Below are 26526 nucleotides of genomic sequence, written 5' to 3'. Positions count from 1 at the left end.
GTGCGGGCGGCCCCTCGACGCTGAGTACCCCGATGTTACTACCGGTACCCCGCTCAACCGATCGGCACGGCCGCCGGTCATCACCCGACCGGGTGAAACCGTACGGCCGAACGAAGCATGTGTCCCTTGACCGGCGCGGGCGCGGCCCGGAACACGCCCGCCATCCCGGCCAGCGTCCCGCCGAGGTCGTCGCGGCCGGTGAGGAACGCGCGGCCGCTGCGCCCGGCGAAGAACGCGTCGAAGAAGCCGGGCACCAGCCGGGCGGGCAGGTCGAGCACGGTCCGCAGGCCGTGCCGGCGCAGCCGGTGCACCATCCGCGCCGACGGTGACCACAGCAGCGCCGCGACGGCGGCCGCCGCCGCGTCCGGGCCGTCCGGCAGCCGGCGGGCCAGCACCGCGGCCACCGCGGGGGCCAGCTGCAGCGCCGGGGCGACGCTGAACCCGGTCGCCGGGTGCACCAGCGGGGTCGCCGCGCCGAACGGCACCGGATGCGCCGCGGCCCGCGGCGAGTCGACCGGGAACCGGACCCGCTCCACCGGGGCGTCGCCGGGGACCGGGACGCCGAGCCCGGCCAGCCGGGCGGCCAGCCGTTCGCGCAGCTCGGCGAGCGGGAGGCCGGGCCGGCGGGCGAGCGAGGTCTCCTCCAGCAGGACCGTCCCGTCGCCGTAGGGCACGGCGTAGAGGAACGTCGGCCAGTCGGTCCAGCCGGGTGCGGGTGCGGGGGCGGGGGAGCGCCAGTCCATGAACACCGCCTCGCCCGGTGCGACGACCGGCCGGGCGGCGTCCTCGCCGACGACGACGCCGTAGGCGGTCTGCTCGGTCGCCGGGCCGGGCGGGGGGCGCAGCCGGGACGGGGCGCCGGTCGCGTCGACGACCAGTGCGGCATCGACGACGGGCGCCGCCGCGCCCGCGCTGCCGGTGGCCGCTGCACCGCCGCTGCCGGTACCCGCCGGGTCCGCGCTGCCGCTGCCGGTGCCCGCCGCGCTGCCGCTGCCGGCGCCCGCCGGGCCCGCGTTTCCCCTGCCGCCGCCCGCCGGGCCACCGGACCCGCCGCCCGCCGACCGGAGCGCGATCCGGTACCGGTCGCCGGTGCGGCGCACGTCCCCGGCGTCGGCCCGCCCGGTCAGCACGGTGACCGCGCCGAGCCGGGAGTCCAGGTGGTCGCGCAGGCCGGCGGTGTCGAGCACGGCGTAGGCGCCCAGGTCGCGCGCGGTGCCACCGGGCAGCACCGCGCGGGCCCGCGGCCGGGCCGCCACCGCCGATCCGGGCAGGTCGGCGGGCAGCTCCTCGGGCCAGGCGCAGTAGGTGGCGTCCCACGGCCGGTCCGGTGCGGGATCGGCGAGCGCGGTCCGCAGGCCGTGCCCGGCACACGCCCCGGCGAGCGCCCGCCCGGCCGGCCCGCCGCCCAGCACGAGCACGTCGAGAACCGGGCCGGTCCCGGCCCCGTCACCCGCCTCGGTGCGCACCCCGAACCCTCCCGTCAGACGTGCCGTCCGGAGACCAGGCTGCCACCGTCGATCCGCAGTGTCTCGCCGGTGATCCAGGACGCGGCGTCGGAGACCAGGAAGGCGACGGCCTCGGCGACGTCGGCGGGCACCCCGAGCCGCTTCATCGGGTAGCCGGCGGCGAGGCCCTCCTCGTCGTGCGCGTAGAGCGCCTCGGCGAAGCGGGTCTTCACCACCGCCGGGGCGACCGCGTTCACCCGGATCCCGGGCCCGAGCTGCCCGGCCAGCTCCTCGGTCAGCGTGATCAGCGCGGCCTTGGACGCGCCGTAGGCGCCGATCACGCCGGTCGGCCGCAGCCCGCCGACCGAGGCCACGTTGACCACCGACCCGCCGTGCCCGCCCATCCAGGCCCGGTGCGCCTGCTGCACGAAGCCCAGCGCGGCCACCACGTTCACCTCGAAGATCTTCCGCACCGCGGCCAGGTCGGCGTCGACCAGCGGGCCGTACTGCGGGTTGATCCCGGCGTTGTTGACCAGGATGTCGAGCGACCCGAACGTCGCGACGGTCCGGTCGGCGACCTCGGCGCGGTGGTCCTCGTCGCCGGCGTTGCCCGGCACGGCGAGCACCCGCGACCGGTCGCCGCCGATCCCGTCGGCGAGCGCCGCGGCGGCCGCGTCCAGCTCGGGCTCGCGCCGGCCGGTGATCGTCACCGACGCGCCGCGGGCCAGCAGGCCCGCCGCGATGCCGTACCCGATGCCGCGCGAGCCGCCGGTGACCAGGGCGGTCCGCCCGGACAAGGTGAGATCGGTCATGGGAGCCGACCCTACGTGGGGAAACGGGTCGCCCGGGCCGGTAGCCTGGCGGAGTGGTCCTGATCGAGTAGCCGGTGTCGCCGGGCACCCGTGTGCCCGCCCCGTCGCTCCCGAACTCTCAGCGCCCACCCCGACGACTCCGTCTGGAGCCCTTCCACGTGATCACCGCGAACGCCCTCGAACTCCGCGCCGGATCGCGGATCCTGCTCTCCGGGGCGGATCTGCGGGTCCAGCCCGGCGACCGGATCGGCTTGGTCGGCCGCAACGGCGCCGGGAAGACGACCTCGATGCGGGTGCTGGCGGGGGAGGGCGAGCCCTACTCCGGCGACGTCCGCTCCAACTCGCCGATCGGCTACCTGCCGCAGGACCCGCGCGAGGGCGACCTGTCGATCACCGCGAAGGACCGGGTGCTGTCCGCCCGCGGCCTGGACACGCTGCTGGCGAAGATGGAGAAGGCCCAGACGGCGATGGCCGAGCTGGTCGACGGCCCGGAGAACGAGAAGGCGGTCCGCGAGTACGGGCGGCTGGAGGAGCGGTTCTCGGCGCTCGGCGGGTACGCCGCGGAGTCGGAGGCCGCCCGGATCTGCACCCACCTCGGCCTGCCGGACCGGGTGCTCGCCCAGCCGATGCGGACGCTGTCCGGCGGGCAGCGGCGCCGGGTGGAGCTGTCCCGCATCCTGTTCGCCGCCTCCGACGGCGGCTCGCAGTCGGCGACCACGCTGCTGCTCGACGAGCCGACCAACCACCTCGACGCCGACTCGATCACCTGGCTGCGCTCGTTCCTGCAGAACCACGAGGGCGGCCTGGTGGTGATCAGCCACGACACCGACCTGCTGGCCGCGGTCGTCAACAAGGTGTGGTTCCTCGACGCCACCCGCGGCGAGGCCGACCAGTACAACATGGACTGGAAGCGCTACCTGGAGGCCCGCTCGACCGACGAGAAGCGCCGCCGCCGGGAGCGCGCCAACGCGGAGAAGAAGGCGTCGGCGCTGCACGCGCAGGCCGCGAAGATGGGCGCGAAGGCCACCAAGGCGGTCGCCGCGAAGAACATGGCGCGGCGCGCCGACCAGCTGCTCGCCGGGCTGGACGACGAGCGCCAGGCCGACCGGGTGGCGAGGATCCGGTTCCCCACCCCGGCCCCGTGCGGCCGGACCCCGCTCACCGCGGAGGGGCTGACCAAGGCGTACGGCTCGCTGGAGGTGTTCACCGGCGTCGACCTGGCGGTGGACCGCGGCACCAAGGTGGTCGTGCTCGGCCTCAACGGCGCGGGCAAGACGACCCTGCTGCGGCTGCTCGCGGGCACCGAGGCGGCCGACTCCGGCGAGGTCGTGCCCGGGCACGGGCTGCGGACCGGCTACTTCGCCCAGGAGCACGACACCCTCGACATGGACGCGTCGGTCTGGGACAACATCCGGCACGCCTCGCCGGACTCGCCCGAGCAGCAGCTGCGCACCCTGCTCGGCTCGTTCATGTTCTCCGGCGAGCAGCTCGACCAGCCGGCGGGCACGCTGTCCGGTGGCGAGCGGACCCGGCTCGCGCTGGCCGGGCTGGTGTCGTCGGCGGCGAACGTGCTGCTGCTCGACGAGCCCACGAACAACCTGGACCCGGCGAGCCGCGAGCAGGTGCTCGACGCGCTGCGCCGGTTCGAGGGCGCCGTCGTGCTGGTGACGCACGACCCGGGCGCGGTGGAGGCGCTGGAGCCGGACCGGGTGATCGTGCTGCCGGACGGGACCGAGGACCACTGGTCGGCCGACTACCTGGAGCTCGTCCAGCTCGCCTGAACCGGCGCGTCGGCCGACCGGTCGTCGCACGGGCCCGTGATCACCCGTCCGGAGCACCAAGATCGTCGATCTTGATGAGGCTCCGTGACCGGCAACGGCCGGAATGGTGCGAGATGGATTCCAACGGGTGACACCATTCTGCTGGTGGGTGGACGAACTCCCGACTGGTCACCGAAGCGTGTGCGCCATTCGGGGTAACCGCTCACCGATCGCGTTTTCCGCGTTCTGGCCAGAAATCATCATCTGGATCATCATGGCCTGATCGTCGCGCCGGATGCGGCGGTCCGCGGGGGCATCCGCGGTGGGGATGAGGAGGGCCCATGGCCGAGCTGAAGAAGGGCGCCCGGATCACCGGGACGCAGCGGGGGAAACTCGCGGCCGATCTGAAGAAGAAGTACGAGAAGGGCGCCAGTATCCGGTCGCTCGCCGAGCAGACCGGCCGGTCCTACGGATTCGTGCACCGCGTCCTCTCCGAGACCGGGGTGACCCTGCGCGGTCGCGGCGGGGCCACCCGCACCAAGAAGAAGTAGCCGTCCACCGGTCCGTCGAGCAGCGGGCGGACCGTACGGACGCACACGACCACCGGCGACGCCGACCGGGCCCGACACGGCCCCGGTACGGCGTCGTCGCACGCCGGGACCCGGCCCGACGGCCGGACCGGGCACAGCCGGCGCGCCGGCGGATCATCCCCGTCGTAACGTGAACCCTCGCCGTCCACCACCGGCGAAGGGGAACATCGTTGGATCGCCCGCTCACCCTGATGCGCGGGGTCATCCGGGGAGCGGACTCACAGTCCATCCGCCGCGGCTCCATCGCGCAGGGCACCTGGCCCCGCATCTGGGGTTTCGTCCGGCCCTACCGGCGCTGGCTGGCCGGCTACCTGGCCCTGACCACGGTCACCGCGGTGATCGGCGTGCTCACCCCGCTGCTGGCCGGGCGGGTGGTCAACACGATCGTCGCCGCCAACGACATCCCGGACGCCGCCCGGGTGATCATCGTGATCGCCGGTGCGATCGCCGGGATGGCGGTCCTGGAGGCGGTGGTCGGGCTCGCCGGCCGCTGGTTCTCGGCCCGGCTCGGCGAGAGCCTGATCGCCGACCTGCGGGTCGCGGTGTTCCGGCACGTGCAGGCGATGCCGCTGGCGTTCTTCGCGCGCACCCGCACCGGGGCGCTGGTCAGCCGGCTCAACAACGACGTCATCGGCGCCCAGACGGCGATCACCAGCACCCTGTCCACGGTGCTGGCCAACACCATCCAGCTGGTGCTGGCGATCGCCGTGATGCTCGGCCTGGCCTGGCAGGTCACGCTGCTCGCGATGCTGCTGCTGCCGGTGTTCGTGCTGCCCGCCCGCCGGATGGGCATCTGGCTGGCCGAGCTGCGCCGGGAGGCGGCCGAGCTCAACGCCACCATGGGCAACCAGATGACCGAGCGGTTCTCCGCCCCCGGCGCGACGCTGGTGAAGCTGTTCGGCGACCCGGCCGAGGAGGCGGGGGTGTTCCGCGGGCAGGTCGCCCGGGTCCGCGAGATCGGCGTCCGGTCGGCGATGGTGTCCCGGCTGTTCGTGACCGCGCTGCAGCTGGTGTCCGCGCTGGCCCAGGCGCTGATCTACGGGCTCGGCGGCTACCTGGCGGTGACCGGGCAGATCCCGGCCGGCACGGTCGTCGCGCTCGGGCTGCTGCTCACCCGGCTCTACACGCCGATGACGGCGCTGGCGAACGCCCGGGTGGACGTGATGACCGCGCTCGTCGCGTTCGAGCGGGTCTTCGAGGTGCTCGACCTGGTCCCGTCGATCACCGAGCCGCAGCGCCCGCGGACCCTGCCGGACGGGCCGGTGGACGTACGGCTGCGCGACGTCCGGTTCACCTACCCGAACGCCGCCGACGTGTCCCTGGCGTCGCTGGAGGAGGTCGCGGTCCTCGACCGGCGGATCAACACCGAGGTGCTGCACGGCATCGACCTGCACGTGCACGGCGGCGGGCTGCTCGCACTGGTCGGGACCTCCGGGGCGGGCAAGTCCACGCTGGCCGGCCTGGTCCCGCGGCTCTACGACGTCGACTCCGGCGCCGTCGAGCTGTCCGGTGTCGACGTCCGGGACCTCGGCTTCGCGACGCTGCGCCGCACCGTCGGGATGGTGACCCAGGACGGGCACCTGTTCCACGACACGATCGGCGGGAACCTGCGCTACGCCGCCCCGGAGGCCACCGACGAGGAGATGCTCGACGCGCTGCGCAGGGCCCGGCTCGGTGACCTGATGGCCGCGCTGCCGGACGGCCTGGACACCGTCGTCGGCGAGCGGGGCTACCGGCTCTCCGGCGGCGAGCGCCAGCGGCTGACGATCGCCCGGCTGCTGCTGGCCCGGCCGCGGGTGGTGATCCTCGACGAGGCCACCGCGCACCTGGACTCGGAGTCCGAGGTCGCCGTGCAGGAGGCGCTCGCCGAGGCGCTCGTCGGGCGGACCGCGATCGTGATCGCGCACCGGCTGTCCACCGTCCGGGCCGCCGACCGGATCGCGGTGCTGGAGGCCGGCCGGGTCGTCGAGACCGGCACCCACGACGAGCTGCTGGCCGCGGGCGGCCGGTACGCCACCCTGCACCGGACCCAGTTCGCGCCGGAGACGGCGCCGACGACCCGCTGACCCGGGCCCGGGCCTCAGACGCCGTCCAGCGGGTTCGGCGCCGCCGCGTCCGGCTCGGCGACCGTCGCGACCGCCCAGAACAGCAGGGCCACCCCGACCGCGCCCGGATCCGGCCTGCCCCGCGCCCGCTCACCCAGGTACGACGCCCGGCCGTGCCGCGCGGTCAGGTCGGCGGTCCGCTCGGCGCCCTCCCGGGCCGCCGTCGCCGCGGCAGCGTAGCCGTGACCGAGCGCGCTCACCGCGGGCGCGAGCGCGTCGACCAGCGTCCGGTCCCCCTCGCGGGCCTCGCCGACCCGCTGGATCGCGGTCAGCCCGTCCCGGGCGCCGGAGGTCAGCGCGGCGAGATCGCCGCCGGCCGACTGCACGGTCCCCAGCGCCCGCGCGATCTCGGTGAACAGCAGCCCGAGCAGTGGCCCGCTGGTGCCGCCGACCTCGTCGAGGAACACCTCGCCGAGCGCGGCGAACCCGCGCCGGCGGCCCTCGGCGAGCCGCACCGCCTGCCGTACCCCGGCCCGCAGGTTGTCGCCGAAGTCGCCGTCGCCGGAGTGCTGGTCGAGATCGGTGAGCGCGGCGTGGCCGTCCTCGACGGCGCGGGCGAAACGGTCGAGGACGGCGTCCTGGTCGAGTCGGCTCACTGGTCCTCCGTGGTGGCGCGCGGGAAGGCGGGGGTCTCGGCGGGGGCGGCCCAGAGCGGGATCCAGTCCGGCCGCAGGCGGGTCACGGTCAGCGAGAACCCGGCCATGTCCAGGGCCGGGACGAAGGTGCCGACCAGCAGCCCGGCCGGCTCCAGCCCGCGTTCGGCCAGGCCGGCCGACGCCAGCTCGGCCAGCACGTACAGCTCCAGCAGGGAGGTCCCGCCCATCCCGTTGACGACCAGCACCGCGGCCGGGTCCCCGTCCGGCAGGCCGCCGACGATCTCGTCCAGCATCCGGCCGACGAGCTCCTCGGTCGGCGGCCGCGGGATCGACCGCCGGGCCCGCTCGCCGTGGATGCCCACGCCGTAGTCGAGCTCGCCGTCGAGCGCGAACGCCGGCTCGCCGGTGCGGGCCGAGCTCTGCGCGCGGGAGGCGACGGCCAGGCTGCGCGACGCGGCCACCACGGCGGTACCCAGCTCGGCGAGCGGGTCCAGGCCGGTGCCGGTGTCGGCGGCCGCGCCGAGGATCTTCTCCACGACGACGGTGGCGCCGGTCCCGCGACGGCCGGTGGCGGTGTCCAGCCCGTCGGTGGCGAGATCGTCGTCGACCAGCACCCGGCGGACGTCGATGCCCTCCATCCGCAGCCGCTCGGCGGCGATCCCGAAGTTGATCCGGTCCCCGGTGTAGTTCTTGACCACGTGCACCACGCCGTCGGGGCCGGCGGCCGCCCGGGAGGCGTGCAGCACCGCCTTGTTGTGCGGGGAGGTGAACACGGCGCCGGGGGCGACGGCGTCGAGCATGCCGCGGCCGAGGAACCCGGCGTGCAGCGGCTCGTGCCCGGAACCGCCGCCGGACACCAGCCCGACCCGGCGCTGCGGGGACCGCCTGCGGGCGACCAGGTGGACGGGATCGGTGTGCAGCTCGACCAGGTCGGGATGTGCCCTGGCGAAGCCGCGGACGGCGGCCGGGACCGGGTCGTCGCCGGCGGGATGGAACGGGAACGGCATGCACCCGATCATGCTGGCGGTGCCGCCGGGCCGCATCAGGGAGTGCGGGTGACCGCCCGGACCCCGTTCTCGACGACGTCCAGGACGGCGTCGAGGTCGTCGGTGGGCAGGCCCATCGCCAGGTGCGACACCAGCCCCTCCAGGACCAGCTCCAGGTACTGCGCGAGCACCGGGACCGGCACGTCGTCGCGCAGCGCGCCGGCGGCGGCCTGCCGTTCCAGCCGGGCCCGGGTGGCCGCGGTGAGCGCCACCGAGTGCTCCTGCCAGCGGGCCCGGAACTCCGGCTCGGTGCGCAGCCGCCGGGAGACCTCGAGCCGGGTGCCGAGCCAGCTGCGGTCGGAGTCGGCGTCGAGCAGGTCGCGCATGACCTGCACCAGGCCCTGCTCGGCAACGACGTCGGCCATCCGGGTGGCGTCCTGCTCGGCGAGCGCCAGGAACAGCGCCTCCTTGTCCCGGAAGTAGTGGAAGATCGCTCCGCGGGACAGCCGGGTGTACTGCTCCAGACGGCGGACGGTGGCGCCCTCGTAGCCGTGGTCGGCGAAACAGGTCCGGGCACCGTCCAGGATCTGCCTGCGCCGGGCGGCGAGCTGGTCCGTGCTGACGCGGGGCATGACCCCAGTATTCCGTACGCTTGTCCGGCTTGCCGGGGAGTGACGCGACGTGGCGTCGCTTACCCTCTCGGCGACCTGCGACCGTCACCCGGCGGGGGTAGCGTCGTCGTGGTGACAGCGGACGACGAGAGCGTCGCACGGGGGGACGGCCGGCTCCGCAGCAGAGCCGCGGCCGAGGCCTACGTGGCATCGGTGTGCTTCAAGCACGGGCCCCCGGCCCTGGTCGGAGTCGAGATCGAGTGGATGCTCCACCACCCGGACCGGCCCGGTGAGCCGGTCGACCTGGACCTCCTGCGCGCGGCGCTCGGCGCGCACACCCCACCCGCCCTGAACCCGTCCTCGCACGGCAGGCCGCTGCCGGCCGGGGGCATCGTCACCGTCGAGCCCGGTGGCCAGATCGAGATCTCCAGCCCGCCGTCGGACGGGCTGTTCCCGCTGGTGGGAGACGTCACCGCGGACGCGGCGCACCTCCATCACCTGCTCGCCCGGCACGGACTGGCGCCGCACGACCGCGCCGCCGATCCGGTCCGCCCGGCGCAGCGCCTGCTCGATCTCCCGCGGTACGCCGCGATGGAGTCGGTGTTCGACCGGGTCGGCCCGCACGGCCGCAGCGGCATGTGCTCGACCGCCGCGGTCCAGGTCTGCCTGGACGCCGGTCCCGCCGACCGGATCGCGCAGCGCTGGGCGGTGCTGCACGAGCTCGGCCCGGTGCTGGTCGCGGCGTTCGCGAACTCGCCGGTCCAGCACGGCAGGCGCACCGGCTGGAAGTCGTCCCGGCAGGCGTGCTGGCTGAGCCTCGATCCGGGCCGCACCGCGCCGCCGCCGGTGACCGACCCGGATCCGGCCGCGACCTGGGCGCGGCGGGTGCTGGACACCCCGCTGCTGTGCGTGCGCGGCACTGGCACCTGGGCGGTCCCGTCCGGGGTCACGTTCGCCGACTGGGTGTCCGGCCGGGTCGCCGAGGGTGTCCTGGAGCGGCCGCCGACCGAGGCCGATCTCGATTACCACATCTCGACGCTGTTCCCGCCGGTCCGGCCGCACGGGCATCTGGAGGTGCGCTACGTCGACGGCCAGCCCGGCGACGACTGGGCGCTGCCGACCGCCGTGCTGCTGGCGCTGACCTCGTCGGACGCTGTGGTCGACCGGGTGCGGGAGATCTGCGCGCCGGTCCGGGACGCGTGGGTGCCCGCCGCCCGCGACGCGCTCGCCGATCCGGCGCTGGGCGCCGCCGCGGCGGCGCTGTTCCCGCTCGCCCACGACGTGCTCTCGGCCGGCGGGCATCCGCTGGTCGACGCCCCCGGGCCGCTGCTGTCGCGGCTGCGCGAGGTGACCGAGCACCGGGTGCTGCGCGGCCGCTGCCCGGCCGACGACATCTACCCGCTGGAGAACACGATCGACGGCGCGGCGACCACCGCCGTGCCGTTCCCCCCGGGGCTGTACCTGGGCGACGTCCCACCGGACGCGTCCGGCGACCCGGCCCGGAATCCCGCACGCATCCAGGAAGGTGTGAGGTGACCCAGTCCGACGTGACCCGCACGGAAACCGCCCGGCCGGACCCGGCACCGCCGGAGCGGGCCCGGCCCGCACACGTCACCGGTCCCGCCGGGCCGGGGGAGACCCCCGAACTGCTCCGCGAGCGGGTGGCCGCGCTGCTGGACCGGTCCCGTGAGCGCAGCACCCGGCTCACCGATCTCGACGACGGTGAGCTGCAGGCACAGCACTCCCCGCTGATGTCGCCGCTGGTCTGGGACCTCGCGCACATCGGCTCCCAGGAGGAGCTCTGGCTGGTCCGCGACGTCGGCGGCCGGGAACCGCTGCGCCCCGAGATCGACGGCCTCTACGACGCCTTCCAGCACTCCCGCTCGTCCCGGGTGGAACTGCCGCTGCTGACCCCGGCCGAGGCCCGCCGGTACGTCGGCGAGGTCCGGGACAAGGCGCTCGACGCGCTGCACCGCAGCCCGCTGCGCGGCCGGCCGCTGGAACACGACGGCTTCGCCTTCGGGATGATCGTCGCGCACGAGCAGCAGCACGACGAGACGATGCTCGCCACCCACCAGCTCCGGGCCGGCGCCCCGGTGCTCGACGCCCCGCCGCCGCCGCGCCCGGCCGCGCCGGTCGACGACACCGCCGAGGTGGCCGTCCCGGCAGGCCCGTTCGAGATGGGCACCTCGGCCGAGCCGTGGGCGCTGGACAACGAGCGGCCGGCGCACACCGTCGACCTGCCCGCCTTCGTGATCGACGCCTATCCGGTCACCAACGGCCGCTACACCGCGTTCGTCGACGCCGGCGGCTACGACGACCCGCGCTGGTGGACCGACGCCGGCTGGGCGCACCGGATCGCCGAGGACCTCACCGCGCCCCGGTTCTGGTCCCGGGACGCCGACGGCACGTGGTGGCGGCGCCGGTTCGGCGTCGTCGAGCCGGTCCCGGCCGACGAGCCGGTCGTGCACGTGACCTTCCACGAGGCGCAGGCGTTCGCCCGGTGGGCCGGGAAGCGGCTGCCGACCGAGGCCGAGTGGGAGAAGGCCGCCCGGTACGACCCGGCGACCGGCCGGTCGCGGCGCTTCCCGTGGGGCGACGACGGGCCGACCGACGCGCACGCCAACCTGGGCCAGCGGCACCTGCGGCCGGCCCCGGCCGGGGCGTACCCGGCGGGCGCCTCGGCGCTGGGCGTGCACCAGCTGCTCGGCGACGTCTGGGAGTGGTGCGACTCGGGCTGGCACCCGTACCCCGGGTTCCGGATGTTCCCGTACCCGGAGTACTCCGAGGTGTTCTTCGGCGGCGACTACGCGGTGCTGCGCGGCGGCTCGTTCGGCACCGATCCGTCCGCGATCCGGGCCACCTTCCGCAACTGGGACCACCCGGTGCGCCGCCAGATCTTCTCCGGGTTCCGGCTCGCCCGCGACGCCGGCCCCGATCTCTGACGGTGTGCAGGCACCTGGCGTACCTGGGCCCGCCGCGCACCCTGGCAGAGATCCTGCTGGAACCCGAGCACGGGCTGCTCCGGCAGTCCTACGCGCCGGCCGACATGCGCGGCGGCGGCACGATCAACGCCGACGGCTTCGGCGCGGGCTGGTACCCGGCGGGTTCCGCCGCACCGGCCCGGGTCCGGTCCGCCCGCCCGCTGTGGGGGGACACCTCGTTCGCCGCGCTGGCCGGGGCGACCAGCACCGGTGCCGCGCTGGCCGCGATCCGCTCGGCCACCGTCGGCATGCCGGTGGTGGAGACGGCCGCCGCGCCGTTCACCGACGGGCGCTGGCTGTTCAGCCACAACGGCGTCGTCCGGGACTGGCCGGGTTCGCTGGCCGGTGCCGCCGCCCGGCTGCCGGTGACCGACCTGATGACCCTGGACGCGCCCACCGACTCGGCGGTGCTGTGGGCGCTGGTCCGGGCCCGGCTGCGGGCCGGGGACGATCCGGCCGACGTGCTCGCCGGCACCTGCGCGGCCGTCGACCGGGACGCGCCGGGTTCGCGGCTGAACCTGCTGCTCACCGACGGCGCGACGATCTGGGCGACGGCCTGGCGGCACGCGCTGGCCGTGCGCGGCCACGACGGCGCGACCACGGTCGCGTCCGAGCCCACCCACGAGTTCCCCGACTGGACGCAGGTGCCCGACCGGCACCTGGTGGTGGCCCGGCCCGGGCACCACGACCTGTACCCGCTGACCGGGCCACGAGCCCGCGGGTGACCGACAAGAGGAGCAGTGTGTCCACTCCCGGACTGATCCAGCTCGACGTCCACCTCACCGATGCCGACGCCGACGCCGCGCTGCGCGCCGACGTGGCCCGCGGCCTGACCGCGCGGCCCAAGGAGCTGCCGCCGAAGTGGTTCTACGACGCCCGCGGCTCCGAGCTGTTCGAGAAGATCACCGAGCTGCCGGAGTACTACCCGTTCCGCACCGAACGGGCGCTGCTCACCGACTCGGTCGCCGACATCGCCCGCTCCTCGGGGGCGGACACCGTCGTCGAGCTCGGATCGGGGTCCTCGACGAAGACCCGGTTGCTGCTCGACGCGTTCGCCGCGGCCGGGACGCTGCGCCGCTACGTGCCGCAGGACGTCAGCGAGTCGGCGCTGCGCGGCGCCGTCGACGAGCTGCACCGGGACTACCCGTCGCTGGCGCTGCACGGCGTCGTCGGGGACTTCACCCGCGACCTCGATCGGCTGCCCGGCGCCGATCCCGGCGGCAAGCGCATGATCGCGTTCCTGGGCGGGACCATCGGGAACCTGCTGCCCGGGCCGCGGCACGAGTTCCTGACCCACGTGCGCGGCGTCCTGGCGCCCGGCGAGCAGCTGCTGCTCGGCACCGGCCTGGCCACCGACCCGGCGGTGATGGTGCCCGCCTACGACGACGCGGCCGGGATCACCGCCGAGTTCAACCGCAACGTGCTCTACGTGCTGAACCGCGAGCTGGGCGCGAACTTCGAGGTGGACGCGTTCGAGCACGTCGCGCTGTGGGACGCCGCCAACGAGTGGATCGAGATGCGGCTGCGCGCCTCCCGGGACATGCACGTCCGGGTGCGGGCGCTGGACCTGGACGTGCGCTTCCTGGCGGGGGAGGAGATGGCCACCGAGATCTCCGCCAAGTTCCGCACCGAGGTGGTCGACGAGTTCGTCACGGCGGCCGGCTTCGAGCCGACCCGGCGCTGGATCGACCCGGACCGGCGGTTCGCGCTGAGCCTGCTCACCGCCATCTGACTTGGCTCAGACGTAATTACGGAATAACGTAGGGGCATGGTCGCCGCCGGTCCTCCGTCCCCGCCCGCCGTCCGCCCCCGGCGGGCGCTCGCCGCCGCGGCGGCCGGAGCACTGGTCGCCGGGCTGCTCGGCTGGCTGCTCGCACCGGCGCCGAGCACGCCCGGCCCGCAGACCACCGGCGATCCGGCGCTGGCCGAGCGGCTGCGGGCCGAGGCGGGGGCCGGCCGGCACGGGCTGGTCGCCGCCGTCGTCCGGGACGGGCGGGTCACCGTCGCCGGGATCGGCGACGACGGCCGCGGCGAGCCGGTCGGCGCGGCCACCCCGTTCGAGATCGGCTCGGTGACCAAGACCGTCACCGGGGCGGTGCTCGCCGAGCTGGAGCGGCGCGGTGAGCTGCGGTCCGACGAGCGGGTCCGGGACGTGCTGCCCGGCCACCCGTGGCGGCCCGGCGGCGCGGGCGACGTCACGCTCGCCGAGCTCGCGACCCACCACGCCGGGCTGCCGCGGACCCCGGGCGGGCTCGCCGAGTTCGCCCGCGGCGCCGTCGGCGCGAACCCCTACGGCAACGACGTCGCGGACATCCTGGCCGCCGCCGACCGGGCCGAGCTGTCCGGGCGCGGCGAGCACCACTACTCCAACCTGGGCAGCGCGCTGCTCGGTCACGCGCTCGCCGAACGCGCCGGGACGCCGTACCCGCAGCTGGTCGACGAGATCGTCGCCGGCCCGCTCGGCATGACCGGGACCGCGGTGCTCGACGCGCCGCCGCCCGGTGCGGCCCGCTCGCACGATCTCGCCGGCCGCCCGCAGCCGGTCTGGCTCGGCGCGGGCGACGCGCCCGCCGGCATCGGCGTCTGGTCCACCGTCGACGACCTGGTCCGCTACGCCGCCGCGACCGGCGACCCGTCGTCACCGGTGGCGCTCGCCGCGCAGCCGCGCGCCGACTCCGATCTCGGCCGGATCGGCTACGGCTGGGAGGTGCTCGACGCCGGCGGGCGCACCCTGCTGTGGAAGAACGGCGGCGTCTCCGGCACCTGGACGACCGTGCTCGCCGAGCCGGCCACCGGCGACGCGGTCGTGGTGTTCGGCAACTCCGGGCGCCCGGTGGACGCGCTCGCCGTGCGGCTGCTCGAGGCTCCCTCGCCGTTCCCCGGCTCCGGCGGCGGCACGGCGGGGCTCGTCCGGGACGGGCTCCCGATCGTCGTCGGCACGCTGCTCCCGCTGCTCGGCGGCCTGACCACGCTGTTCGGTGCGCTCGGCGGCCGGCCCGGGCACCGGCGCCGGGTGAACCGGGTCGAGTTCGCCGGCACCGCGGGGAGCGGGCTGTTCTTCCTGGCCATCGCCTTCATGAGCGGCGGGGTGTCCTGGTGGCTGGTCGTGCCCTGGATGCTCGGCTGCCTGGCCTTCGGCGCGGGCCTCGGGGTGGCGATGGCGCACTGGCGCGGGTGGGACGACGCCGGTGGCGCCGCCCGCCGGGCGAACGCGGTGATCGGGCTGGTCCTGGGCCTGGGCGCGGCGGGCACGCTCGCCGCGGTCGGGCTGGGCGCGATCTGACGCGATCCCGCCCGGCCCGCCCGCCTCACCGCCGGATGCGCAGCGGCATCGACTCCCAGGCCCGCAGGGTGTTGTTGTGGTGGCGCACGGTCGGGCCGGCGAGCTCGATGCCGCGCACCCGCGACGCCAGCGCGGTGAGCAGCGCCTCCGCCTCCAGCCGGGCGACGTGCTGCCCGACGCACTGGTGCAGACCCATCCCGAACCCGACGTGCCCGGACGGATCCCGGGACAGGTCGAAGACGTCCGGGTCGGTCCAGCGGCGCGGGTCCCGGTTGGCGGACCCGAGGAACATCAGGATCTTCCTGCCCTCCGGGATCACGTGGTCGCCGACCCGGACGTCGGTGGTCGCGGTCCGGAAGAAGGTCTGCACCGGCGACTCCCAGCGGATCGCCTCGTCGAAGGCGACCCGGGCGAGCGAGGGCCGCTCGCGCAGCCGCTCCCACTGCCCGGGGGAGGTGGCGAACGCGTAGAGCACCGCGGACAGCGCGTGCACGGTGGTGTCGACGCCCGCCGAGAGCAGCGAGCGGACCACCAGCGGGGCCTGCTCGTGGGTGATCTCGCCGCGATCGGCGGCGGCCCAGATCCGGGCGCCGAAGCCGTCGTCGCTCAGCGCGTCCCGGGCGCACTGGGCGTTCACCCAGGCCGCGAGCTCGCCCGCCCGCGGCGCGCCGGCGGCGACCAGGTCGTTGTGCGGGCCGAAGGCGTTGAACAGGAAGTCGCCGTAGGGCAGCAGGTTCTCCCGGCCGTCCTTCCCGATCCCGACGGCGTCCGGGAACACCCGCAGCGGGAACGCCTCGGCGAGCGAGCGGACGCCGTCGAACTCGTCGCCGCCGGCCAGCACCTCGTCGAGCAGCGCCTCGGCGTCGGCGAGCCAGCCCGCGCGCAGCCGGCGCAGCTCGCGCGGGCCGAGCACGGCGCCGAGCACCCGGCGGGGCGCGTCGTGCCGCGGCGGGTCCGCCTCCAGCAGCAGGCTCGGCGGCCGCCACGGCTTCTCGTAGCGGAAGTTGGACAGGCCGACCCCGGCCGCCGACTGGAAGCCCTGCCAGTCGACGAGCGCGGCGTGCACCTGCTCGTAGCGGGCGAACGCGTACACGTCGTGCCGGGTCAGGTGCACCACCGGGCCGGCGTCGCGCAGCGCGGTGTGCAGCGGGATCGGGTCCTCCAGCACCTCGTGCGAGAACGGGTCGGTGTCGTCGGTGGGCGGCACGGCGCCCCCGGCCACGGCGGACGCGCCGGCCGGTGTGCCGGTCGGTGTGCTGGTCTTTGTGGTGGTCTTGGTGGTGGTCACGATGGTGCCTCCGCGGGTCGGGAGATCAGAGATCGAGCACGAGCCGGTCGCTGCGGGAGCGGGACACGCAGATGAACATGCAGTCGCCCGCCTGCCGCTCGTGATCGGTGAGCAGGGCGTCGCGGTGGTCCGGCTCGCCGGCCAGGACCTCGGTCTCGCAGGTGCCGCAGACCCCGCGGCGGCAGGACGACAGCACGTCCACCCCGGCCTCGGCGACCGCGTCGAGCACCGTCCGCTCCGGGGTGACCTGCACGGTCACGCCGGTGCGGGCCAGCTCGATCTCGAACGGTGTGCGGCGGGCCGGTGCGGCCGGCTCCGCGGCGACGAACCGCTCGGTGCGCAGGGTGTGCTCCGGCCAGTCCGCGCAGGCCGCCTCGGTCGCGGCGAGCAGCGGCGCCGGCCCGCAGGCGTACACCCGGACGCCGGGCCGCGGCCGGCCGAGGAACCCGGGCAGGTCGAGCAGCCCGGTCTCGTCCTGCGGGGCGACGACGACCCGGTCGCCGTAGCCGGCCAGCTCGTCCAGGAACGCCATCGAGCTGCGGCTCCGGCCGCCGTAGAGCAGCCGCCAGTCGGCGTCGAGCAGATCGGCCTGCACGACCATCGGCAGCAGCGGGGTGATCCCGATCCCGCCGGCCACGAACAGGTACTGCTCCGAGGGCACCAGCGGGAAGTTGTTCCGCGGCCCGCCGACGCCGATCTCGTCGCCCACCGCGAGCTCGTCGTGCACGGCGGCCGAACCGCCGCGGCCGTCCGGCTCGCGCAGCACCGCCACCCGGTAGCGGTGCGGGTCCCAGCGGTCCCCGCACAGCGAGTACTGGCGGGTCATGCCGTTCGGCAGCTGCAGGTCGATGTGCGCGCCGGGCGCCCAGTCCCGCAACCGCCGTCCGGCGGGCGGGACCAGCTCCAGCTCCACCACGCCGTCGGCCCGCGGACGCTTCGCCGCGACCCGCAGGGTGGTGGCCTCCGCGTCGCTCCGCGCCGCCGGCCCGGCCGATCCGGTCTCGAACACCTGGGTATCGCTCACCCGACCTCCTCGTCGTCGTCATCAGGTTCCGCCGACGACCGGCCGCCGGAGTAGCAACTTCTCAATGGACGAGAGAGCTGGCAGGATCGCGTCGTGTCCAGAGCCGCCACCGGGGAGTCGTCGCTGGCCCGCGCGGTGCGGGTGATCGCGGCCTTCACCCCCGACGAGCCGGAGCTGCGGGTCTCCGAGATCGCCCGCCGCAGCGGGCTGCACGTGGCGACCGCGTCCCGGCTGGTCGCCGAGCTGGTCACGCACGGCCTGCTGGAGCGTGGGCCGCACCGCGAGGTGCGGGTCGGCGTCCGGCTGTGGGAGCTGGCGGCCCGCGCGTCGCCGACCATGTCGCTGCGCGACGCCGCCCTGCCCTACCTGGAGGACGTGCACGCCGTCGTCGGCCAGCACACCCAGCTGGGCGTGCTGGACGGCACCGACGTGCTGTTCGTCGAACGGCTCTCGGCGCGGGACGCGATCATCAACTACAGCCGGATCGCCGGCCGGATCCCGCTGCACCTGTCGTCGTCCGGGCAGGTGCTGCTCGCGCACGCGCCGCGCGAGCTGCAGGCCCGGATCCTGGCCGGGCCGCTGGAGCGCTACACGCCGCACAGCGTCGGCACCCCGGAGGCGCTGCGCGAGGCGCTGGCCGCGGTCCGGCGGACCGGCTACGCGGTGCTGCCCGGCCACCTGCACCCGGACGCGGCCGGCGTCGCCGTGCCGGTCCGGGGTGCGCTGAACGAGGTGGTCGCGGCCCTGTCGGTGATCGTCCCGAACGACGGCCGGGCGCACGGGCACGTGCCGGTGCTGCTCGCCGCCGCCCGGGGGATCGGCCGCACGCTGAGCGCCGGGCGCGCGCCCGCGGACCGGGATCAGTGATCCTCGAACGAGTGCGCGAGCACCCAGCTGGGGAACGCGGTGATCTTCGCGTCGAGCACCAGCGGGCGGTCCCGCGGGCCGGCCAGCCAACCGGTCACGGCCGCGGTCACGTCCGGCACCGAGCGCACCACGGCGGCGTCGCAGCCGAAGCCGCGGGCGATCGCCGCGAGATCGGTGTCCGGGAACTCGACCAGGTCCGTCGGGTGCCCGGACGGGCCGAAGTGCTGGACCTCCGCGCCGTAGGCGGCGTCGTCGTAGACCAGGACGACCAGCGGCAACCGGGCGCGGACGGCGGTGTCCAGCTCGACCAGGCTCATCATGAAGCCGCCGTCGCCGACCGCGGCGACGGTCACCCGGTCCGGCCGCGCGACGGCGGCGCCGATCCCGGCGGCCAGCCCGAGGCCGATCGACTGGAAGGCCAGCGGCATGACGAAGCCGTCCTGCCCGACGTCGAGGAACATGCTCGGGTAGCCGACGAAGTTGCCGCCGTCCACGGCGAGCGTCCGGTCGGCCGGCAACAGGTCGTCCAGCGCGATCGTCACGGTCCGCGGGTCGATCAGGGTGTCCGTCCCCGTGTCGGGGTAGGGCACGTCGCGCCAGCGGCCGCCGGCGATCCGGGCCTTCAGCTCGGGGGTGCGCTGCGCCGACGGTGGGCCGCCGCGCCGGGCCAGCTCGGTGAGCAGCGCGCGGGCGGTGCGCCCGGTGTCGCCGACCACCCCGAGCTCGACGCCGCGGTGCACGCCGATCGCCGCCGGGTCCCGGTCGACCTGGACGACGGTCGTCCCCGGCCCGGGCAGCGAGCCGCCCCGGGTGGTCCACTGGTTCAGCGAGGCGCCGAACGACACCAGCAGATCGGCCCCGCCGAGCAGCTCGGCCGCGGTCGGCGTGGCGAACCCGCCGGACACGTCGACGCTCCACGGGTTGCCCGCGAACAGCCCGCGGGCCACCGCCGAGGTGGCGAGCAGCGCACCGGTCGCGTCGGCCAGCTCCTCGATCGGGCCGCGCGCGTTCCGCGCGCCGCGCCCGCCGAGCAGCACCGGCCGCCGGGCACCGGCGAGCAGATCGGCGAGCCGGGTGACCGCCTCGGCCGAGGGCTCCGACTCGACCAGCACCTCGGGCGGCCCGGGCGCGGCCGCGGCCGGCGGGCACGGCGCGTCCTGCACGTCCAGCGGGAGCTGGAGCACCACCGTGTTCCCGTCCCGGGCCCGCCGGTAGGCGCGCACCGCCTCCTGCACCGCGGTGGCCGGCGTCGTGGCCGTCTCCACGACGGCGCCCGCCGCGCGCAGCAGGGCGGTCTGGTCCAGCACGAAGTTGCTCGTGACGTCGGGCAGCGCGGTCGCGCCGGTGAGCACCAGCAGCGGGGTCCGGCTCTTCGCCGCCTCGACGATCCCGGTGACCGCGTTGGTCAGCCCGGGGCCCTGGTGCACCGAGACCACGGCCGGCCTGCCGGTGACCCGCGAGTGCGCGTCGGCCATCACCGTCGCGCCGGCCTCGTGCCGCGCGGCCACGAAGCTCGCACCCCCGGCGACCAGCGCGTTCGTCACGTGGAAGTTGCCGCTCCCGACCACCCCGAACACGTCGGTCACGCCGAGTTCCGCCAGCCTGCGCCCGATCGCCCCGGCCACCTGCTCGTCCGATCCCACCTGGTCACTCCCCGCCTCGTCGACCGTTCGCCGTTCCCCGGCGATGGTGCGTGGCGGGCCACCGGCCCGAACAGCGGAGTTTCATTCGACGGGAATGCCCGTGTCAGAATCCCGGCGTGTCACGCACTCCGACGGGGGAGTCGGTGCTCGCCCGCGCCGTCCGGATCTTCGAGGCCTTCTCGCCGGGCGAGACGACGCTGAGCGTCTCGGAGATCTCCCGGCGGGCCGGGCTGCACATCTCGACGACGTCCCGGCTGGTCGCCGAGCTGACCGGGCACGGCCTGCTCTCCCGTGGCCCGGGGCGGACCGTGCAGATCGGCCTGCGGCTGTGGGAGCTGGGCCTGCGGGCGTCGCCGACGCTGACCCTGCGCCAGGTCGCGCTGCCGTTCCTCAAGGACCTCACGAACCTGGTCGGCCATCACGCGCAGCTCAGCGTGCTGGAGGGGATGGACATCCTGTTCCTGGAGCGGCTCTCCGCCCCGGGCGCGGTGGTCAACCTGTCCCGGGTGGCCGGCCGGATGCCCGCCACCGCGACCGCCCCCGGCGTCCTGCTGCTCGCGCACGCCGATCCGGAACGCCAGGAGGAGGCGCTCGCCGGGCCGCTGCCGACCTACACCCGCCGGACGATCGGCGATCCGGACCGGCTGCGGTCCGCGCTGGCCGAGGCCCGCCGCAACGGCTTCGTCACCTCGCCCGGCTGGGTCGAGCACGTCGCCTGCGGTCTCGCCGTGCCGGTGCGCGAGGCCGACGGCTCACCGGTCGCCGCGCTGTCGGTGATCGTGCCCAACGACGACCGGGTCTTCGGCTTCCTCCCCGCGTTGCGCGCCGTCGCGATGGAGATCGGGCTCGTCCTGCGGCGCGCGCACGCCGAAACCGACACGTGAGACAACTCAGTATCAATCTCATTGATTGAAAGTTCTGTGTCGACCGCGGAGCCGAGTCGACCATGCTCCCCGGCACCACCACGGACGGCCGGGCGCACTCCGCCGGCGCCGTCCCGACGACGACGTCGAAAAGGGGACACGACCTTGCTTCACCGTCTCTCACGCCGCGGTCTTGGCGCCCTCGCGCTCACCGCGGCCACCGCGCTCGCGGTCTCCGCCTGCGGCACCGGAGGTTCCGGGACGGGCGGTGCCGACGACCCGGTCCGGATCGGCTACTTCCCGCTCGTGCACACCGCATCGGTCGTCCACGCCGAGCAGAGCGGCGCCTTCGACGCCGAGGGCATGCAGGTCGAGCTGATGCAGACCGCCGGTGGCGCGCAGGCCATCCCGTCGCTGATGGCGGGGGAGTACGACATCACCTACGGCAACTACACCTCGGCGATCCTCGCCGCCCAGCAGGGCCTCCCGGTCCGGTTCGTGGCGGGCAACGACATCGGCAACACCGACCACGGCATCATGGTCGCGCAGGACTCGCCGATGCAGGAGGCGGCCGACCTGGCCGGCGGCTCGGTCGCGGTGAACAACCTGGAGAACATCGGCACCGTCGGCGTGCAGACCCACCTGGAGGGCGTCGGCGTCGATCCGGCGAGCATCCGGTTCGTCGAGCTGCCGCTGCCGGACATGCAGGCCGCCCTGGACCGCGGCGACGTCGACGCGATCTGGCAGGTCGAGCCGTTCCGGGCGAGCGCGCTGGCCGGCGGCGCCCGCGAGCTGTTCCCGCTGTTCTCCGGCGCGTCCGCGGACATGCCGGTGGCCGGCTGGCTGACCACCGAGCAGTACGCCCAGGAGAACCCGGAGGCGATCGCGAGCTTCCGCCGGGCCCTGACCGCGTCCGCCGAGGCGCTGCAGGACGACCGGGACACCCTGGTCGAGCTCGTCCCGACCTACACCCAGGTGCCCGCCGAGGTCGTCGCCGAGATCGAGATGCCCCGCTTCGAGATCGAGCTCGACACCGACCAGGTGCAGCGGATCGCCGATCTGATGCACCGCTTCCAGATCATCGACGCGCCGTTCGACGCGGCCTCGATGGTCCTGCCGCAGTCGTGACCAGCTCGGTCACCGGCCTCCCGCCACCCGGCACCGGGACGGCCGCGCCCGCGCCACGGCCCCGCCGGGGCCTGCGGATCGATCCGCTGCTCGGCCTCGTCGGCATCGCCGGTCTGGTCGCGGTGGCCGAGCTGCTCCCGCGCACCGGGCTGGTCGACTCCCGCTACCTGCCGCCGATCAGCGCGATGCTGGCCGAGCTCGGCAGGCAGGCGGCCGAGCCCGCGTTCTGGTCGGCGCTCGGATCGACCCTGCTCGGCTGGGGCACCGGCCTGGCCATCGCGCTGCTCGCCGGGACCGCCGTCGGCATCGTCATCGGGACCACCCCGGTGCTGCGGGCGGTGACCGGCTCGACCATCGAGTTCCTGCGCCCGATCCCCTCGGTCGCGCTGATCCCGCTGGCCGTGCTGCTGTTCGGCACCGACATGCGGTCCACCCTGCTGCTCGTGGTGTACGCCGCGTTCTGGCAGGTGCTCGTCCAGGTGCTCTACGGCGTCGCCGACGTCGACCCGGTCGCCCGGGAGACCGCTCGGTCCTACCGGTTCCGGCCCTGGACCCGGGTCCGCACCGTGGTCTGGCCGACCGCCCTGCCCTACGTGATGACCGGCTTCCGGCTGGCGGCCGCGGTCGCCCTGATCCTGGAGGTCACCGGCGAGCTGATCATCGGCTCGCCCGGGCTGGGCCGCGAGATCGCGGTGGCGCAGAGCTCCGGCGCGGTCGAGGTCATGTACGCGCTGGTGCTGGTCACCGGCGCGATCGGGGTGCTGGTCAATCTCGGCGCCCGGCTCGTCGAGCGGCGCGCGCTGCGCTGGCACCCGTCCGTCCGGCGGGAGGTGGCGGCATGACCGGCGCACTGCGCTCCACGCTGCGGGTGCTCGGCCTCCCGCTCGTCCTGGTCGCGATCTGGTGGATCGCGACCGCGAACAGCAGCAGCTTCTACTGGCCCTCGCTGCAGTCCATCCTCACCGCGTTCCCCGGCACCTGGTTCGACGGCCGGTTCGCCCAGGACGTGCTGCCCAGCCTGGGCCGGCTCGCCGTCGGCTACGCGCTCGCCCTGGTGATCGGCATCGGCGCCGGGATCGCGATCGGCTCGTTCCGGCGGCTGCGGCTGCTGCTCGAACCGGCCCTGGAGTTCTTCCGCGCCCTGCCGCCGCCGATCCTGGTGCCGATCATCATCCTGTTCGCCGGCATCGGCGACGGGATGAAGATCGTCGTCATCGTGTCCGGTGCGCTCTGGCCGGTGCTGCTGAACACCGTCGAGGGCGTGCGCGGGGTGGACGAGGTGCAGCGCGACACGGCCCGGGTCTACCGGCTGCGGCCGCTGACCCGGCTGCGCCGGCTGATCCTGCCCGCGGCGAGCCCGCAGATCGCGGCCGGCGCGCGGCAGTCGCTGTCGATCGCCATCATCCTGATGGTCATCTCCGAGATGTTCGCGGCCAGCAACGGCCTCGGCTTCACTATCGTGCAGTTCCAGCGGCAGTTCGCGATCCCCGAGATGTGGAGCGGGATCATCCTGCTCGGCCTGATCGGGGTGCTGCTGTCGATGATCTTCCGTCTCGTCGAGTCCCGCGCGCTCGCGTGGTACGACGGGGCGCGCCGGGCCGACCGGGAGAAGGGCTGAGCATGACCTCCACGACCTCCGCAGCACAGCTGACCGAGCCGATCCTGGCCGTGCACGGGCTGCGCAAGATCTACTACGGGGCCGGCCGGGAGACCGAGGCGATCCGGGACCTGACCTTCGACATCGCACCGGGGGAGCTGCTCTGCATCGTCGGGCCCTCCGGCGCGGGCAAGACGACGCTGCTCAAGTGCATCGCCGGGCTGCTCGGCGCCACCTCCGGCGACGTCCTGCTGGAGGGCACCCGGGTCACCGAGCCGCCGCCCGGGATGGCCGTGGTGTTCCAGGAGTACGGGCGCAGCCTGTTCCCCTGGCTGACCGTCCGGCAGAACGTGGACCTCCCGCTCCGCGAGAAGGGTCTGCCGAAGGCGGAGCGGACCCGGCTGGTCGACACCTCGCTGGAGGCCGTCGGGCTCGGCGCGGCGGGGGAGAAGCACCCCTACGAGCTGTCCGGCGGCATGCAGCAGCGGGTCGCGATCGCCCGCGCGATCGCCTACGAGCCGCGACTGCTGATCATGGACGAGCCGTTCGCCGCGGTCGACGCGCAGACCCGGGCCGAGCTGGAGGACCTGGTCCGTGACCTCTGGAAGCGGCTCGGCGTCACCGTGCTGTTCGTGACCCACGACATCGACGAGGCCGTCTACCTCGGCCAGCGGGTGCTGGTGCTCTCGCACGCGCCGACCGTGGTGCTGGCCGACGTGCCGGTCGACCTGCCCGCCGAGCGCGACCAGCTCACCACCCGGGGTGCGGCACGCTTCGCCGAGCTGCGCGGGCAGGTGTACGAGCTGGTGCAGCAGGCGAAACAGGGCCGCCGCTGAGCGGCCCCGGGCAGCCGCGGACGGCCCGCCGCGCCTCAGAGGTACGGGCTGGTGATCATCTCCAGGAAGTGCCCGGCCGGGTCGCGGAAGTAGACCCCGCGCCCGCCGTGCCCGTGGTTGATCTCGCCGGTCCGCTGCATCTGCGGGTCGGCCCAGTGCTCGACGCCGTCGGCGACCAGCCGGGCGTACGCCCGGTCGAACAGCGCGTCGTCGACCAGGAAGGCGTAGTGCTGCGGCTGGATCTGCGGGAACGCGTCGGCCGGCAGATCGGCGAACTGGATCAGCACGCCGCCGTCCAGCGCGAGATTGGTGAACGGCCCCCAGGACGGGGCGTCCGCCGCCTCGAACACGCGACGGAAGAAGGCCGCCGACTCCGCGCGGTCCCGGGCGGCGACGATGGTGTGGTTGAACGTGCAGGGCATGGCTCTCCTCACGAGGTGGGTGCGGGCACCACGGGGGAGACGTGAAGGAGCGCTGCGCCCGCGGGCCCGTGCGGGTGGCCGACGCGTGGCGTCGGCGGGGTTCGTGCTCCTTCCGCTGGGCCCATCGGGGGCGCACCCGGCACGCTAGCAGCGGCTCAGGCCGGTGACGAACGCGTTCCGTGCGCGAACCCGGCCCCGTCGGCGCCGCGCACCGGCGCGGACTGGCGGCGCAGCCGCTCCAGCGCCCGCTCCAGGTCGTCGAGCAGCAGCCCGGCCAGGTCGTGGCTGAACCCGTTGCGCACCACGATCCGCAGCGCGGCGAGATCCTGCCGGTCGGCCGGGAAGGTGTAGGCGGGGACCAGCCAGCCGCTCTCGCGCAGCGCCGCCGATACGTCGAACACCGAGAACGGCTCGCCGTCGGCGACGGTGAAGGCGAACACCGGCAGCTGCGAGCCGTCGGTGAGCAGCCGGAACGCGCCGGTCTCCTCGATCCGGCGGGCCAACCCGGTCGCGATCTCCCGGCAGGTGCCCTGCACCCGGGCGTAGCCGTCCCGGCCCAGCCGCAGGAACTGGTAGTACTGCGCGATCACCTGGCCGCCCGGGCGGGAGAAGTTCAGCGCGAAGGTCGGCATGTCCCCGCCCAGGTAGTTCACCCGGAACACCAGGTCCTCGGGCAGCGCGTCGGTGTCCCGCCAGACCGCCCAGCCGACGCCGGGATGCACCAGGCCGTACTTGTGCCCGGAGGTGTTGACCGACGCCACCCGGGGCAACCGGAAGTCCCACACCAGGTCCGGATCGCAGAACGGGGCGACCATCGCGCCGGAGGCGCCGTCGACGTGCACCGGGACGTCGAGCCCGGTCCGGGCCTGCAGGTCGTCGAGTGCGGCGCACAGCTCCTCGACCGGCTCGTAGCTGCCGTCGAAGGTGGACCCGAGGACGGCGACCACGCCGATCGTGTTCTCGTCGCAGCGGGCCAGCGCCTCGTCGGCGCCCAGGTGCAGCCGGTCGCCGGACATCGGCACCAGGCGCGGCTCGACCTCGAAGTAGTTCGCGAACTTGTCCCAGCAGATCTGGACGTCGATCCCCATCACGATGTTCGGCCGGTCCGCGGGCAGCCCGGCCGCACGGCGGCGGTGCTGCCAGCGCCGCTTGAGCGCCAGCCCGCCGAGCATGCACGCCTCCGACGACCCGGTGGTCGAGCAGCCGACCGCACGACCGGGATCGGGCGCGTGCCAGAGATCGGCGAGCATCCGCACACACCGCTGCTCCAGGTCGGCGGTGCGCGGGTACTCGTCCTTGTCGATCATGTTCTTGTCCAGCGACTCGGCCATCAGCCGCTCCGCCTGCGGCTCGGCCCAGGTGGTGACGAAGGTGGCCAGGTTGAGCCGCGCGTTGCCGTCGAGCATCAGCTCGTCGTGCACCACCTGGTAGGCGATCTCGGGATCGAGGCCGCCGTCGGGGATCGTGAACCGCGGGATGTCGACCGGCTCCGCGGCGAAGACCGGGTTGACCCCGATCCCGCGGTCGTGGCCACGATCCTCCGAGGGCGAGTGCGCACCGGGCATGGCGCGAAAGCTAGACCCTGCAGTGCCGCGCGGCGAGCAGGGACCGCCGGCCCGGTGCACCACCGGTTTCCGGCACGGGCCGATCCGGAGCATGCTGGGCCCGCCCAGGCCCGACGACGAC

The 26526-nt window shown here is 74.9% G+C and carries 24 protein-coding genes; 14 read left to right on the top strand and 10 right to left on the bottom strand.

Annotation, left to right across the window (positions count from 1 at the left end):
• Nucleotides 1-80: 80 nt before the first annotated feature.
• Nucleotides 81-1466 (bottom strand): lycopene cyclase family protein, encoded by a 1386-nt coding sequence (locus ABD160_RS32010; protein ID WP_344030076.1) that lies wholly within the window; start codon nucleotides 1464-1466, stop codon nucleotides 81-83.
• 14 nt (nucleotides 1467-1480) lie between these two features.
• Nucleotides 1481-2257 carry an SDR family oxidoreductase gene (locus tag ABD160_RS32005; RefSeq protein WP_344030074.1) on the bottom strand — a complete coding sequence of 259 codons (777 nt, stop codon included), beginning with the start codon at nucleotides 2255-2257 and terminating at the stop codon, nucleotides 1481-1483.
• A 158-nt stretch (nucleotides 2258-2415) separates the two neighbouring features.
• On the opposite strand from ABD160_RS32005, the gene ABD160_RS32000 reads away from it, so the two are divergent.
• The 3 genes from ABD160_RS32000 (at nucleotide 2416) to ABD160_RS31990 (ending at nucleotide 6673) form a co-directional block, all read left to right on the top strand.
• Nucleotides 2416-4038, top strand: a complete 1623-nt coding sequence (locus tag ABD160_RS32000; protein WP_344030072.1) for an ABC-F family ATP-binding cassette domain-containing protein — start codon at nucleotides 2416-2418, stop codon at nucleotides 4036-4038.
• Between the two features lie 320 nt (nucleotides 4039-4358).
• Entirely contained in the window at nucleotides 4359-4568 is a 210-nt protein-coding gene (locus tag ABD160_RS31995) for a helix-turn-helix domain-containing protein (RefSeq protein ID WP_010240451.1), read from the top strand.
• 209 nt (nucleotides 4569-4777) lie between these two features.
• Nucleotides 4778-6673 (top strand): ABC transporter ATP-binding protein, encoded by a 1896-nt coding sequence (locus ABD160_RS31990; protein ID WP_425563697.1) that lies wholly within the window; start codon nucleotides 4778-4780, stop codon nucleotides 6671-6673.
• A 14-nt stretch (nucleotides 6674-6687) separates the two neighbouring features.
• Here the strand turns inward: ABD160_RS31990 and ABD160_RS31985 are convergent, their stop codons facing one another.
• The 3 genes from ABD160_RS31985 to ABD160_RS31975 are packed head-to-tail and all read right to left on the bottom strand — an operon-like array spanning nucleotide 6688 to nucleotide 8926.
• Nucleotides 6688-7308, bottom strand: a complete 621-nt coding sequence (locus ABD160_RS31985; RefSeq protein ID WP_344030069.1) for a DAK2 domain-containing protein — start codon at nucleotides 7306-7308, stop codon at nucleotides 6688-6690.
• Nucleotides 7305-8315 carry a dihydroxyacetone kinase subunit DhaK gene (locus ABD160_RS31980; protein WP_344030067.1) on the bottom strand — a complete coding sequence of 337 codons (1011 nt, stop codon included), beginning with the start codon at nucleotides 8313-8315 and terminating at the stop codon, nucleotides 7305-7307. The genes ABD160_RS31985 and ABD160_RS31980 overlap by 4 nt, the downstream gene beginning before the upstream one ends.
• Before the next feature lie 35 nt (nucleotides 8316-8350).
• Nucleotides 8351-8926, bottom strand: coding sequence for a TetR/AcrR family transcriptional regulator (locus ABD160_RS31975; protein ID WP_344030064.1), 576 nt, complete (start codon nucleotides 8924-8926; stop codon nucleotides 8351-8353).
• Nucleotides 8927-9037: 111 nt separating this feature from the next.
• Here ABD160_RS31975 and egtA point away from each other — a divergent pair, with 111 nt between their 5' ends.
• The 5 genes from egtA (at nucleotide 9038) to ABD160_RS31950 (ending at nucleotide 15172) form a co-directional block, all read left to right on the top strand.
• Entirely contained in the window at nucleotides 9038-10441 is a 1404-nt protein-coding gene (gene egtA / locus ABD160_RS31970; RefSeq protein WP_344030061.1) for an ergothioneine biosynthesis glutamate--cysteine ligase EgtA, read from the top strand.
• A 110-nt stretch (nucleotides 10442-10551) separates the two neighbouring features.
• Nucleotides 10552-11850: an ergothioneine biosynthesis protein EgtB gene (gene egtB / locus ABD160_RS31965; protein WP_344030167.1), complete on the top strand. Its 1299-nt coding sequence runs from the start codon at nucleotides 10552-10554 to the stop codon at nucleotides 11848-11850.
• Between the two features lie 2 nt (nucleotides 11851-11852).
• Nucleotides 11853-12614: an ergothioneine biosynthesis protein EgtC gene (gene egtC, locus ABD160_RS31960; RefSeq protein WP_344030058.1), complete on the top strand. Its 762-nt coding sequence runs from the start codon at nucleotides 11853-11855 to the stop codon at nucleotides 12612-12614.
• A gap of 17 nt (nucleotides 12615-12631) precedes the next feature.
• Entirely contained in the window at nucleotides 12632-13621 is a 990-nt protein-coding gene (gene egtD, locus ABD160_RS31955) for an L-histidine N(alpha)-methyltransferase (RefSeq protein WP_344030055.1), read from the top strand.
• Between the two features lie 36 nt (nucleotides 13622-13657).
• Nucleotides 13658-15172, top strand: coding sequence for a serine hydrolase domain-containing protein (locus tag ABD160_RS31950; protein WP_344030052.1), 1515 nt, complete (start codon nucleotides 13658-13660; stop codon nucleotides 15170-15172).
• A 25-nt stretch (nucleotides 15173-15197) separates the two neighbouring features.
• Here ABD160_RS31950 and ABD160_RS31945 read toward each other — a convergent pair whose 3' ends face one another.
• Nucleotides 15198-16460 (bottom strand): cytochrome P450, encoded by a 1263-nt coding sequence (locus tag ABD160_RS31945; protein ID WP_425563696.1) that lies wholly within the window; start codon nucleotides 16458-16460, stop codon nucleotides 15198-15200.
• 25 nt (nucleotides 16461-16485) lie between these two features.
• Complete coding sequence (locus tag ABD160_RS31940) at nucleotides 16486-17412, bottom strand: PDR/VanB family oxidoreductase (protein ID WP_344030160.1); 927 nt, start codon at nucleotides 17410-17412, stop codon at nucleotides 16486-16488.
• Nucleotides 17413-17577: 165 nt separating this feature from the next.
• Here ABD160_RS31940 and ABD160_RS31935 point away from each other — a divergent pair, with 165 nt between their 5' ends.
• Nucleotides 17578-18351 (top strand): IclR family transcriptional regulator, encoded by a 774-nt coding sequence (locus tag ABD160_RS31935; protein ID WP_344030049.1) that lies wholly within the window; start codon nucleotides 17578-17580, stop codon nucleotides 18349-18351.
• Here ABD160_RS31935 and ABD160_RS31930 read toward each other — a convergent pair.
• Complete coding sequence (locus ABD160_RS31930) at nucleotides 18345-19994, bottom strand: thiamine pyrophosphate-binding protein (RefSeq protein ID WP_344030047.1); 1650 nt, start codon at nucleotides 19992-19994, stop codon at nucleotides 18345-18347. The two genes, ABD160_RS31935 and ABD160_RS31930, sit on opposite strands and share 7 nt — an antisense overlap.
• 116 nt (nucleotides 19995-20110) lie before the next feature.
• On the opposite strand from ABD160_RS31930, the gene ABD160_RS31925 reads away from it, so the two are divergent.
• From ABD160_RS31925 to ABD160_RS31905, 5 genes are all read left to right on the top strand, one after another.
• Nucleotides 20111-20878 (top strand): IclR family transcriptional regulator, encoded by a 768-nt coding sequence (locus ABD160_RS31925; RefSeq protein WP_344030045.1) that lies wholly within the window; start codon nucleotides 20111-20113, stop codon nucleotides 20876-20878.
• 144 nt (nucleotides 20879-21022) lie between these two features.
• Nucleotides 21023-21985, top strand: a complete 963-nt coding sequence (locus ABD160_RS31920; protein ID WP_344030042.1) for an ABC transporter substrate-binding protein — start codon at nucleotides 21023-21025, stop codon at nucleotides 21983-21985.
• A complete protein-coding gene (locus tag ABD160_RS31915) occupies nucleotides 21982-22827 on the top strand; it encodes an ABC transporter permease (protein WP_344030039.1) in 846 nt (281 codons plus the stop codon). The genes ABD160_RS31920 and ABD160_RS31915 overlap by 4 nt, the downstream gene beginning before the upstream one ends.
• Nucleotides 22824-23603: an ABC transporter permease gene (locus tag ABD160_RS31910; protein WP_344030036.1), complete on the top strand. Its 780-nt coding sequence runs from the start codon at nucleotides 22824-22826 to the stop codon at nucleotides 23601-23603. The genes ABD160_RS31915 and ABD160_RS31910 overlap by 4 nt, the downstream gene beginning before the upstream one ends.
• Nucleotides 23604-23605: 2 nt before the next feature.
• Entirely contained in the window at nucleotides 23606-24418 is an 813-nt protein-coding gene (locus ABD160_RS31905) for an ABC transporter ATP-binding protein (protein ID WP_344030033.1), read from the top strand.
• Between the two features lie 35 nt (nucleotides 24419-24453).
• On the opposite strand, the gene ABD160_RS31900 is transcribed toward ABD160_RS31905, so the two are convergent.
• Nucleotides 24454-24840: a VOC family protein gene (locus ABD160_RS31900; RefSeq protein WP_344030029.1), complete on the bottom strand. Its 387-nt coding sequence runs from the start codon at nucleotides 24838-24840 to the stop codon at nucleotides 24454-24456.
• A 155-nt stretch (nucleotides 24841-24995) separates the two neighbouring features.
• Nucleotides 24996-26405: a glutamate decarboxylase gene (gene gad, locus ABD160_RS31895; protein WP_344030026.1), complete on the bottom strand. Its 1410-nt coding sequence runs from the start codon at nucleotides 26403-26405 to the stop codon at nucleotides 24996-24998.
• Nucleotides 26406-26526 lie beyond the last annotated feature (121 nt).

Origin of the sequence: Pseudonocardia kongjuensis (assembly GCF_039526905.1) — a bacterium.
Taxonomy (GTDB): domain Bacteria; phylum Actinomycetota; class Actinomycetes; order Mycobacteriales; family Pseudonocardiaceae; genus Pseudonocardia; species Pseudonocardia kongjuensis.
Note: the sequence above shows the minus strand (reverse complement) of the source record. Positions and strands in the feature narration are given on the sequence as shown.